The organism is Peribacillus deserti (assembly GCF_002863585.1).
GTDB lineage: Bacteria > Bacillota > Bacilli > Bacillales > DSM-1321 > Paraperibacillus > Paraperibacillus deserti_A.
The window spans coordinates 1-11,902 of sequence record NZ_PGUY01000026.1; the positions used below are offsets into that span (position 1 = coordinate 1).

The following is an 11,902-nucleotide window of genomic DNA, read 5'->3' on the forward strand; positions in this document are numbered from 1 at the left end:
AAAAAGATCATCATTCAGCTTTTGGATGGATCTTTTCTTGAAAAGCACCGTCCTCCGCTTTTCGATCAGGTTAGACACTACAGGCTAAGCCGAGGAGGCTCACCGCCCGCCCCTAGGTCCGCGAGCATCCTCACGTTCCAATCAACCCCCCGGTTCACTCACAACAAAGTTTGGAGAAAACAGCCTTTATTTTAAATTTCCCTCTGTTTTTTCCCCCTCGTAAACAAAAAGTCGCTATTTCTTCTATAGGGCAAAACCCTGTACCTGTCCGATTTAAGAGACCCTCAGAGACCTTCATCTATGTCAGGCAGCTCTATTGAAAAGATATTCACATTTTTTACTGACAATAAACGTAAAAAAGTCCGAAAAAAACCCTGCTTTCCCTCCCATGAAGTGACATATTTCAAAAGGGATGTACGATATACTTCTAATAAAACATACCGGTAATGTCCGAACGGGGTGGTAGGTTTTTGGTAATGTATCTCGATGTCATCTGGCTGTTAAACCTGCTATTTGACTCACTGCTCCTGACAGGGGCAGCCCTTTTGCTAAAAAGAAAAATATCATTAATTAGAATTGGGGCAGGAGGATTCATCGGCTCTATCATCATCATATTAAATTTCACACCATTGTATGCCTGGGCAGATCATCCTGTAACAAAGCTCTTATTCTCAATTGCTATGACCCTGGCAGCCTTCGGCTATAGAAGACTGAAATACTTTATAAAAGGCTTAATGGCTTTGTATCTCTTGACCTTCTTAGTAGGAGGGACAATGCTGGGAGTCCATTTTCTATTTCAATCCAACATGACCTCAATGCAGACCAAAGTTACATACCTAATGAACGGATTTGGCGATCCGGTCAGCTGGCTCTTTGTAATCGTAGGCTTCCCAGTCGCATGGATGTTTTCTAAACGCAATTTAGACAGTCTGGAAATGACGAAGATTAAGTTTGACAAGATGGTAAAGGTCGTTATTAGAATCGATGATTTTACAGTATCGGCAAGCGGTCTTGTGGACAGCGGAAACCAGCTTTATGATCCATTAACACAGGCACCCGTCATGATCTTTTCTTTAACAGGCTATGAAGATCAAATAGGAACGGAGATGCTTACTATGCTAAAGGATCCCAATGCAATCATGGAATCTGACGCGGTATATGATCTGCCGTGGGCCGGCAGACTTCGCCTGATTCCAAGCAAAGTTATAGGATCCGATCAGCAGATGCTTCCTGCTTTTAGACCCGACATTGTAGAGATATATGTTGACAATGAAAGGATAGATGTGAAGAAGTGCTTAGTCTCATTTACACTTCAGCAGCTATCCCCTGAGATGGAGTATGCCGCAATTATTCACCCGAAGATGATGGTTTCAGGAGCGATAAAAAGTGTGTCTTAATATCAGAATTATCTAATAAGGAGGAAAAAACATTGAGAAAGTGGCTGCTCCGTTTAAATTACTATTGGTATAAATTATTAATGAAACTGGGATTAAAGACCGATGAAATTTATTATATTGGGGGAAGTGAAGCTCTGCCTCCGCCTTTAAGCAAGGAAGAAGAGGAGATATTAATTAATAAGCTTCCTGGCGGTGATGAAACAGCAAGGTCTATGCTGATCGAACGGAATCTGCGGCTGGTCGTGTATATTGCCAGAAAGTTTGAAAACACAGGGATTAACATTGAAGACTTGATCAGTATCGGTACGATTGGGCTGATTAAAGCAGTAAACACCTTTAACCCTGAAAAAAAAATCAAGCTCGCAACATATGCCTCCCGCTGTATCGAAAATGAAATTCTTATGTATCTCAGAAGGAATAATAAAATTCGATCTGAAGTTTCCTTTGATGAACCACTCAATATTGACTGGGATGGAAATGAGCTTCTGTTATCCGATGTGTTAGGGACAGAAGAGGATATTATTACAAAGGACTTAGAGGCGAACGTAGATAGAAAACTTCTCAATAAAGCACTGCATCAATTAACAGACCGTGAAAAACAGATTATGGAATTGCGTTTCGGCCTGGTTGGCGGTGAAGAGAAAACCCAAAAGGATGTAGCTGATATGCTGGGCATTTCTCAATCTTATATTTCTAGGCTGGAAAAAAGAATTATTAAAAGACTGAGGAAAGAATTTAACAAAATGGTTTAACATAATCCCGAGCCCGATTTTAACAAAAATTTTTTAAGGTCCAAACCCTTACCAAATATGGTTCCGGACGGTAGTAGCATCTTTGAGCGCCTTTCTAGGTAATGGAACCAGTGCATATTTTTCCCTCCCGAGGAGATACTGTTTTTTGTACAGCACTCCTGTTAGGAGGGAATGAATTGACTAGAAATAAAGTTGAAATTTGCGGTGTGGATACATCCAAATTACCGGTTCTGAAGAATGACGAAATGAGAAAACTTTTCAAAGAAATGCAAGATGGCGATGATTATGCCCGTGAAAAGCTGGTAAATGGGAACCTCAGGCTGGTTCTTAGTGTTATTCAACGATTCAATAACCGCGGTGAATATGTAGATGACTTATTCCAGGTAGGCTGTATTGGACTTATGAAATCCATTGATAATTTCGATTTAAGTCAAAATGTAAAATTTTCGACGTATGCTGTACCCATGATCATCGGAGAAATCCGAAGATATCTGCGTGATAATAATCCGATCAGAGTATCACGCTCTCTCCGGGATATAGCTTATAAAGCACTCCAGGTCAAGGAGCGGCTGATGAGTGAAACCTCGCGGGAACCCACGGCAGAGGAAATAGCAAAAGTTTTAGAGGTTCCACATGAAGAAATCGTATTCGCCCTTGATGCCATCCAGGACCCGGTATCACTCTTTGAACCGATCTATAATGATGGCGGAGATCCGATTTATGTTATGGACCAGCTTAGTGATGAAAAAAACAAGGACAACTTCTGGATAGATGAAATTGCCTTAAAAGAAGGTATGCGCCGCCTGAATGAGCGGGAAAAGATGATCCTTAGAAAACGATTCTTCCAAGGAAAAACGCAAATGGAAGTTGCGGAAGAAATCGGTATTTCCCAGGCACAGGTATCAAGGCTTGAAAAAGCAGCCATCAAACAAATGAATAAAAATATCCAGCACTAACGATCGTATGGTGCGATTCTTGTAAAACCCCGCTTCTGAATCTTGGAGCGGGTTTTTTTATTGGAAATAAAGCTGCTTTTTAAAAAAGTCATAATCACCACACGAAGAAAGCACTCTCAATACAAATTATGGCTGCAAACGGCGTGAATGAGCCCGTAAACTGAAGTTGTTTTTGTGAAAAAGCTGCCAGCATGGGTCAAAAGGTTGTTCTAAGATCAGATTCCACTTGTAAACAGGAGGAACCGGTTCCCAAGTCAGGTTCTTTAAGTCTAGTCATATTCTTTCGTTTTCCCTCATCTAAACTGTACTTATTTTGAAGGTGGAGGTCTCTTAAAAATAAAAGCGGCTCTGGATCAGCCTTCTTTTTCATTCAATTTGCTCATCGTACATATACTTGTAAAAAGTCCGGGGAGTTGAATTGGATGCTTAAAATCTCTGAGTTCCAAAGTAAAGATATTATTACCATACATGACGGAAAAAAGCTCGGAACGGCGCTGGATCTGGAAATCGACACAGCAACAGGGAAAGTATTATCGCTGATTGTGACTGGAAGCGGCAAAATAGCAGGTCTGTTCAATAAAGAAGAGCAGTTGATCATTCCGTGGAGCCAGATTATTAAAATTGGGACTGATGTCATTCTTGTGAATCCGGGAACCTCCATCAATCCTTTTAAGATCGATCCTGGAGAGTAATATATTACCGGGCACCGCAAAAGCTCATGAAATATAAGTGGAATTATCTTAATGTTAAATCAGCGGTTCCTTCATTCACAGGCTCTTTCATAGAATGAAGAAGAAGCACCGTGCATTAAACTTCGTAAATCTCCTTTTATGAGTGAGATTTGAAATTTAAGAGTCAGAATTCGAATTTAAGAGTGAAAATACGAATTTAAGAGTGAAATTTAAGATTTAAGTGTAAAGATTGAATTATAAGTGTAAAAGGAACCTTCGGTCATAAGCCAATCGCCATCAAAAGGCAAGAGCGGCCTTTCGCTACCGCTCGTCTTATGCCTGGCTAACGCATAAGTGCGACTACCCTTCTGTCTTCGCTATCGCTCGCCAGTCAGTGAGTCTTCTTTATCAGGTGTCTGCTTTTCAATAAATCAGTTCTTACTAATAGTTGGATCTTCATGCAGTGTGTATTTAAGAAGGATTTGAAAAGCACCGTCCTCCGCTTTTCTGTGTTGTCCAGCTACAAGCTGAGACCCTCGAGTCATAAGCCAAGCAGTCCATGAGAAGAAAAGGCGCTTCTCACGGCCTGCTCGTCTTATGCTTTGCTTGCGCATAAGTGCGACTAAGCTTCTGTCTTCGCTAACGCTCGCCAATCAGCAAGTCTACTTTATCAGGTCTCTGCCTGCCTTAGCTGTATAGTTGTAGTAACTTAAACCATCTTCATTCAGATTAAAATTAGTTAGGTATTGGCAGGCACCGCTTTCCGTTTTTCTGGATGTCCAGCTGCGGACTAACACCTTCCGTCATAAGTCAATCGCCATCAAAAGGCAAGAACGGCCTTTCGCTGCCGCTCGTCTTATGCCTTGCTAACGCATAAGTGCGACTACCCTTCTGTCTTCGCTATCGCTCGCCAGTCAGCGAGTCTTCTTTATCAGGTGTCTGCTTTTCCAAAATTCATTTCTTACTAATAGTTGGATCTTCATGCAGTGTGTATTTAAGAAGGGTTTGAAAAGCACCGTCCTCCGCTTTTCTGTGTTACACTGAAAAAAAACATTAGGAAATAGAGGTTTTTCTATGGCGGAACCATTTTTACATATAAATGAACGATTTTTTAGTGCAGAGTTTTTTGACCATCAAAATCCATCTTTTACTGCTGGCTTTACGACAAAAAACGGCGGAGTCAGCGGTCAGGAATTTAAGACGCTGAATACCGGTTTTCATGTAGGGGACAGTCTGCCTGATGTGGTTAGAAACAGGGAACTGCTTGCTGGCGCTCTCTCCTTTCCTCTCGATCAATGGGCTGGTGCTGAGCAGACTCATGAGACTCAAATTGTAAAGGTACATCCGGACGGGCGGGGGAAAGGTGCTAGAGAATATGAATCATCCTTCAAAGGTACGGATGGCTTATATACCGATCAAAAGGGCATACTGCTAACGCTGTGCTTTGCAGACTGTGTCCCGCTTTATTTTGCAGCACCTCGGACAGGGATGATCGGCATTGCCCATGCAGGCTGGAAAGGGACAGTGCATGGCATAGGGGAAAAAATGGTTAGAATTTGGCAGGAGGAGGGCATAGAAGCATCAGAGATTTTTGCGGCAATTGGTCCTTCTATTTGCAGTGATTGTTATGTTGTCGACGATAGAGTGATAAATTTCGCTAAAAATAGACTAGAAGAAGTTGACAAAAAGCCCTATAATCTAATAAAAGAGGGTCAATATGCATTAGATTTGAAGAAATTAAATGCCCTGATTCTACAAAAGGCTGGGATTCCAGAAGAAAACATTCAGATATCCAGTCTCTGTACAAGCTGCCACCATCACCATTTCTTCTCCCATCGTAAAGATCTTGGGAAAACTGGCCGTATGATGGGCTTAATCGGCTGGAAGGAGGATACTTCATTTGAGGGTAACTGACAATTTAAAGACTATACAAGAAAAAATAAACGACGCCTGCCGAAAAAGCGGACGAAATCCAGAAGAGGTTAAACTGGTTGCTGTAACAAAATATGTGAGTGTAGAGAGGGCCCAAGAAGCACTAGAGGCGGGAGTGGTCCATCTAGGTGAAAATCGTGATGAAGGTCTGCTTGCAAAATGGGAAGTGTTAAAGGATCGGCCTGTCTGGCACTTTATCGGCTCTCTGCAAACGAGAAAAGTAAAATCCATTATTGATGTGGCTGAGTACATACATTCCCTGGACCGGCTGTCCCTGGCAGACGAAATTCAAAAAAGGGCCGTGAAACCCATTAAATGCTTTATTCAGGTGAATGTATCTGGTGAAGAATCAAAGCATGGAATGTCCCCCTCCGACGTACTGGACTTTATAAGGGCTATAAAGAGCCATGATAAGATCATAGTGGAGGGCCTTATGACAATGGCACCTCTAACAGATGATGAAGATAGGATCAGGAATTGTTTTAAAGAGTTAAAGAGCCTCCGTGAAAAAATACAGCAGCTAAGTATTGAAAACTCTCCTTGTAAAGAATTGTCTATGGGCATGTCAAACGATTTTCATATTGCCATTGAAGAAGGGGCTACCTTTATCCGTATCGGTACTGCTTTAGTTGGCTAAAAATTCAAAGGAGGAATTACAATGACTCTGGTTTCAAAATTTAAATCTTTTTTTGCTCTTGATGATGAAGTTGAATATAGGGAAGAAATCATGGAGGAAGAAATAGAAGAAAGACGCCCATCTCGAGGCTTTAAGCAGCCAAACCAGAATGTGGTGAGCCTTCAAAGTGTACAAAAGCCAAATTCTAAAGTGATCCTTGCAGAACCGAGGGCTTATTCGGAAGCTCAGACCGTTGCCGATGAATTAAAAAACCGGCGTGCTGTAGTGGTAAATCTTCAAAAAATTGATCATGACCAGGCCAAAAGAATCGTCGATTTCCTAAGTGGCACGGTCTATGCTTTAGGCGGAGATATACAAAGAATTGGGACAAATATCTTTTTATGCACACCCGATAATGTAGATGTATCAGGTACGATCACTGCATTTGGACATGAACAAGAGTATGAAGAAGCGAGGTGGTAGGTCTTAATGGATGTTCTTTTCAGTGTAATTGGAAAATTGCTTCATTTTTACTCATATGCATTAATCATCTATATATTAATGTCATGGTTCGGGGGTGCCCGTCAGACCTCGATCGGCCAGTTCCTTGCCAGAATATGTGAACCATATTTGGAGCCATTCAGGAGATTTATACCTTCGCTCGGCATGATTGATATTTCTCCAATCATAGCCATCATGGTACTTAATTTTGCTGCATCCGGGCTTAACCAGCTTTATGATTGGTTAACATAGGCTGTAGGCAGTAAATACTGCGAACGACCCTTGTCAGAATTTCTGTATTTGGCAAGGTTTTTTTATATGCATGCCCACAAAGATTTAAATAGGTAAGGAGTCTTTTATGAGTATTTATCAGCACTTTCGTCCGGAAGAAAAGGAGCTCATCGACTTGTTTTTGGGATGGAGAGAACAAGTTCAGGACTTTTATGCTCCAAAGCTTACGGATTTTTTAGACCCAAGAGAAGTGAATATATTACATTCGATTATTGGCCAGGATGAAGACGTAAAGGTATACACGTTTGGCGGCAATGAGAATGCCGAAAGAAAAAGGGCGCTTCTTTGCCCATCCTATTTTACTCCCGCTGACGTCGATTTTCATATTTCTTTATTCGAGGTTGTATATCCGAAAAAATTCGTGGCAATTGAGCACAGACAGGTTTTAGGCAGCTTAATGTCTCTGGGGTTAAAAAGGGAAAAATTTGGCGATGTCCTGATTGATGAAGATACCGTTCAATTTTTAGCCGCGGAAGAAATTGAATCCTATTTGACAGCCAACCTTGAAAAAATCGGCAGATCATCTATCACACTTAGAAAGATCCCTTTTTCAGATATTATTGTATTGAAAGATTCCTGGGAGGAACTTTCTGTCACAGTTAGTTCCATGAGGCTCGATGCTCTTGTTTCCTCGTTAACAAAGCTTTCGAGACAAAAGGCGCAGATGTTGATTGAGCAGAGCAAAGTGAAAGTCAACTGGAAACCTGCTGAACAATCTGCGTTTGAACTTAAGGAAGGCGATGTGATTTCTGCCCGGGGCTTCGGCCGCTTTAAAATCATGATGATTGAGGGAAGAACGAAGAAGGAAAAATGGCGGGTTACAGCAGGCAGGCAAAAATAATAGACAGCAGAAGGGTTTACAAATAGGCTGTCGAAATTTAGTATAGTATTATATGATTATATTAGACTGAAAACGCTCTGGAGGTGCGAAAATGCCTTTAACCCCGCTGGATATACATAACAAGGAGTTCAGCAAAGGCTTCCGTGGTTATGACGAAGATGAAGTAAACGAGTTTTTGGACCAGATTATTAAAGATTACGAAATGATTCTTCGTGAAAAAAAGGAAATGGAAGAAAAGCTGGAGGTCCTCCAGGATCGTCTGGGGCACTTTGCGAACATCGAGGACACATTGAATAAATCCATTGTGATTGCCCAAGAAGCCGGTGAAGAAGTTAAACGAAATGCACAGAAGGAAGCAAAACTGATTCTTAAAGAAGCGGAAAAAAATGCAGACCGGATCGTCAATGAAGCGTTATCTAAAGCACGGAAAATTGCCTTGGATATTGAAGATTTAAAAAAACAGTCCAAAGTGATCCGTACCCGCTTTAGAATGCTGATCGAAGCACAGCTCGACATGCTGAGGACAGATGATTGGGATCAGCTTATGCAGTATGAAATTGATGCAACCGATCTAGAGTTAAGCAGAGAAAAATAGACGCACCTTGACGAAAGCTTCCGACTCGCTTATAATTTTTTAACGATACAACTTATAATGATTAATACGCTGAGAGGGACAGTAAGTTTCTTCAACATTCATGAAGCGAGCCAGGGACGGTGAAAGCCTGGTATGAAGGAAGAAAACCGAAGATCACCCTTGAGTACCGAATTGAACCTGTAAGGCAGTAGATGAGGCGCATCATTCACGTTACGAATGCTTAAGAGGACAATTTATTTTGTCTATTAGGGTGGTACCGCGGGAAATTATAAAGCCTTCTCGTCCCTTTTTGGGATGAGTGGGCTTTTTTATTTTGGTTAATAATTGTTATAAAACGCCAGTTATTTGAATGGAGGAAAAGAAAAATGGAGTATAAAGATACTCTCCTAATGCCGAAAACTGACTTCCCTATGAGAGGAAATCTGCCTAACAGGGAACCTCAGATCCAAAGCCAATGGAAAGAAACTGATATTTATAAAAAGGTACAAGAGCGTACTAAGGACAGACCTATGTTTGTTCTTCATGACGGACCGCCGTATGCTAATGGCGATATTCACATGGGACACGCTCTTAACAAAATCCTTAAAGACGTGATCGTCCGATATAAATCCATGTCCGGCTTTAATGCACCGTATGTGCCCGGCTGGGATACACATGGTCTTCCAATTGAACAGGCGCTGACAAAGAAAGGCGTTAAGAGAAAAGAAATGACTGTAGCGGAATTCCGCAAATTATGTGAGGAGTATGCCTACGGTCAGATTGACAGCCAGCGTGAACAATTCAAGCGCCTTGGAGTCAGGGGAGATTGGGATAATCCATATATCACATTGAAGCCTGAATACGAAGCACAGCAAATCAAGGTATTCGGTGAAATGGCAAAGAAAGGCTATATTTACAAAGGGCTTAAACCGGTATACTGGTCACCATCCAGTGAATCGGCACTTGCTGAAGCTGAAATTGAATATTATGACAAGCGCTCTGCATCCATCTATGTTGGGTTTGCAGTAAAAGAAGGAAAGGGTGTTCTTGAAGAAGGCACCGAAATTGTCATCTGGACTACAACACCATGGACCATTCCTGCAAACCTTGGCATCTCTGTCCACCCGGACCTTGAGTACAGTGTAGTGGCTGCAGGCGGGAAAAAATATGTGGTTGCTGAAGCACTGCGCGAGCAGGCAGCAGAAGTGATCGGCTGGGAAGACGCTGTAGTTGAAAAGAAAGTAAAAGGCGCAGATCTCGAATACATTGTAGCTAAACACCCTTTATATGACCGTGATTCATTAGTGATGCTTGGGGACCATGTAACGACTGAAGCAGGAACAGGATGTGTCCACACGGCTCCAGGCCACGGGGAAGATGACTTTATTGTCGGACAGAGGTACAACCTTGACGTGCTTTGTCCGGTTGATGAGAAAGGTGTCATGACTAAAGAAGCTCCCGGCCTTGAAGGATTATTCTATGACGAAGCTAACAAGCCGATTACACAGGCACTCGAAGAAGCAGGGGCTTTATTGAAACTAAGCTTCATCACTCACTCCTATCCACATGATTGGAGAACGAAAAAGCCAACCATCTTCCGTGCTACTGCACAATGGTTTGCATCCATCAAAGATTTTAGAAATGACCTGTTAAAAGGAATCGAAGAAACGAAATGGGTTCCAGCCTGGGGTGAAACAAGACTTTACAATATGGTCCGCGACCGCGGTGACTGGTGTATCTCCCGACAGCGTGCATGGGGCGTTCCAATCCCGGTATTTTATGCGGAAAATGGCGAGCCGATCATCACGGATGAAACGATCGAACATGTGTCAAATCTGTTCCGTGAACACGGTTCTAACATCTGGTTTGAAAGAGAGGCAAAAGACCTTCTTCCTGAAGGCTATACTCATCCTGACAGCCCGAACGGCAGGTTCACCAAAGAAGCAGATATCATGGATGTTTGGTTTGATTCTGGTTCTTCTCACCAATCCGTACTTGAAGAACGTGATGACCTGCAGCGTCCAGCGGATTTATATCTTGAAGGCTCTGACCAATACCGCGGCTGGTTTAATTCATCTCTATCCACTGCAGTGGCTGTGACAGGAAAGCCGCCATATAAAGGAGTATTAAGCCACGGCTTCGTCCTTGACGGAGAAGGAAGAAAGATGAGTAAATCTCTTGGCAACATTGTGGTTCCTGCCAAAGTCATGAATCAACTTGGGGCTGATATCCTCAGACTTTGGGTAGTTTCAGTGGATTATCAGGCAGACGTACGGGTTTCAGATGCGATTCTTAAGCAGGTAGCGGAAGTATATAGAAAGATCCGTAATACTTTCCGATTCTTGCTGGGGAACCTGGCTGATTTTACTCCTTCTAAGAATGCTGTTGCATATGATTCTCTTCGTGAAGTGGACCAGTATATGCTTGTGAAGCTGAATAAGCTGACTAAACAGGTTAAACAGGCTTATGAAAATTATGAATTCGCAGGAATTTTCCATGCGATCAATAATTTCTGTACATTAGACCTAAGTGCATTTTATCTTGATTATGCAAAAGACATTCTTTACTGTGAAGCTGCAGACAGCGCCGAGCGCAGAGCGATTCAAACCGTCCTGTATGAATCTCTTGTTTCCCTGTCAAAACTTGTGTCTCCAATTCTTTCCCATACTGCAGACGAAGTTTGGGCATTCGTTCCTGAAGCAGCAGAGGAAAGCGTACAGCTGACAGATATGCCAGAAGAGAAGGAACTGCCTAATGCAGACGCAATTGAAGAAAAATGGAATGCATTCATGAAGCTTAGAAACGATGTCCTTAAGGCATTGGAAGTGGCCAGAAATGAAAAAATAATCGGTAAATCACTAAATGCAAAAGTTTCAATGTATGTGAACGCTAAAGGCAGAGAGCTGCTTGAAAGCATCGACGAAAGCTTTGATCAGTTGTTTATTGTATCGAAGTTTGAAATTGCAGGAGATGTAGATGAAGCTCCTGAAAATGCATTGAAGCTAGAGCATTCTTCCCTTGTTATTACTGCGGCTGAAGGAGAAACATGTGAGCGCTGCTGGAATGTTAAAGAAGAAGTGGGCTCCGTTCCTGAACATCCGACGCTTTGCAAACGATGTGCGGACGTGATTAGCCATAATTAATCTGATCCCTTTGATTGTTCAAGGGAATGAAAATAGAGAGCTGAGCTCTCTATTTTTTTTGTTCTTTTCTAAAAGATTGTTGTTTTTTACTAAGTTCTGTGAACCTATTCTATTTTAAAACAGGTTAATTGGAATGTAAGGTGCGAGACTCCTGCGGGAGTAGCGGGTATTGTCCAGCTCCGGACTGACACCTTCGGTCATAAGCCAATCGCCATTAAAAGGCAAAAT

The 11,902-nt window shown here is 42.1% G+C and carries 11 protein-coding genes and 1 other annotated feature; all 11 genes read left to right on the forward strand.

Translation table 11 applies throughout. The features are described from left to right. Positions 1–476: 476 nt before the first annotated feature. The 11 genes from spoIIGA (at position 477) to ileS (ending at position 11,674) form a co-directional block, all read left to right on the forward strand. Positions 477–1,397: a sigma-E processing peptidase SpoIIGA gene (gene spoIIGA / locus CUU66_RS08695; protein ID WP_257967939.1), complete on the forward strand. Its 921-nt coding sequence runs from the start codon at positions 477–479 to the stop codon at positions 1,395–1,397. A gap of 32 nt (positions 1,398–1,429) precedes the next feature. Next, entirely contained in the window at positions 1,430–2,149 is a 720-nt protein-coding gene (gene sigE / locus CUU66_RS08700; RefSeq protein ID WP_101641298.1) for an RNA polymerase sporulation sigma factor SigE, read from the forward strand. A 176-nt stretch (positions 2,150–2,325) separates the two neighbouring features. Further along, positions 2,326–3,105, forward strand: a complete 780-nt coding sequence (gene sigG, locus CUU66_RS08705; protein WP_101641299.1) for an RNA polymerase sporulation sigma factor SigG — start codon at positions 2,326–2,328, stop codon at positions 3,103–3,105. A gap of 422 nt (positions 3,106–3,527) precedes the next feature. Then, on the forward strand, positions 3,528–3,797 hold the full coding sequence (locus CUU66_RS08710) for a YlmC/YmxH family sporulation protein (RefSeq protein WP_101641300.1): 270 nt from the start codon (positions 3,528–3,530) through the stop codon (positions 3,795–3,797). A gap of 1,053 nt (positions 3,798–4,850) precedes the next feature. Then, complete coding sequence (gene pgeF / locus CUU66_RS08720; RefSeq protein ID WP_101641302.1) at positions 4,851–5,690, forward strand: peptidoglycan editing factor PgeF; 840 nt, start codon at positions 4,851–4,853, stop codon at positions 5,688–5,690. Next, entirely contained in the window at positions 5,677–6,345 is a 669-nt protein-coding gene (locus CUU66_RS08725) for a YggS family pyridoxal phosphate-dependent enzyme (protein ID WP_101641303.1), read from the forward strand. The genes pgeF and CUU66_RS08725 overlap by 14 nt, the downstream gene beginning before the upstream one ends. 21 nt (positions 6,346–6,366) lie before the next feature. Further along, on the forward strand, positions 6,367–6,807 hold the full coding sequence (locus CUU66_RS08730; RefSeq protein WP_101641304.1) for a cell division protein SepF: 441 nt from the start codon (positions 6,367–6,369) through the stop codon (positions 6,805–6,807). Between the two features lie 6 nt (positions 6,808–6,813). Beyond that, positions 6,814–7,077, forward strand: a complete 264-nt coding sequence (locus CUU66_RS08735) for a YggT family protein (protein WP_101641305.1) — start codon at positions 6,814–6,816, stop codon at positions 7,075–7,077. 106 nt (positions 7,078–7,183) lie between these two features. Continuing rightward, complete coding sequence (locus CUU66_RS08740; protein ID WP_101641306.1) at positions 7,184–7,957, forward strand: YlmH family RNA-binding protein; 774 nt, start codon at positions 7,184–7,186, stop codon at positions 7,955–7,957. A gap of 91 nt (positions 7,958–8,048) precedes the next feature. Next, positions 8,049–8,552 carry a DivIVA domain-containing protein gene (locus CUU66_RS08745; protein WP_101641307.1) on the forward strand — a complete coding sequence of 168 codons (504 nt, stop codon included), beginning with the start codon at positions 8,049–8,051 and terminating at the stop codon, positions 8,550–8,552. A 60-nt stretch (positions 8,553–8,612) separates the two neighbouring features. Then, positions 8,613–8,842, forward strand: a binding site (T-box leader). Between the two features lie 75 nt (positions 8,843–8,917). Beyond that, positions 8,918–11,674: an isoleucine--tRNA ligase gene (gene ileS, locus CUU66_RS08750; RefSeq protein WP_101641308.1), complete on the forward strand. Its 2,757-nt coding sequence runs from the start codon at positions 8,918–8,920 to the stop codon at positions 11,672–11,674. Positions 11,675–11,902: the final 228 nt, after the last annotated feature.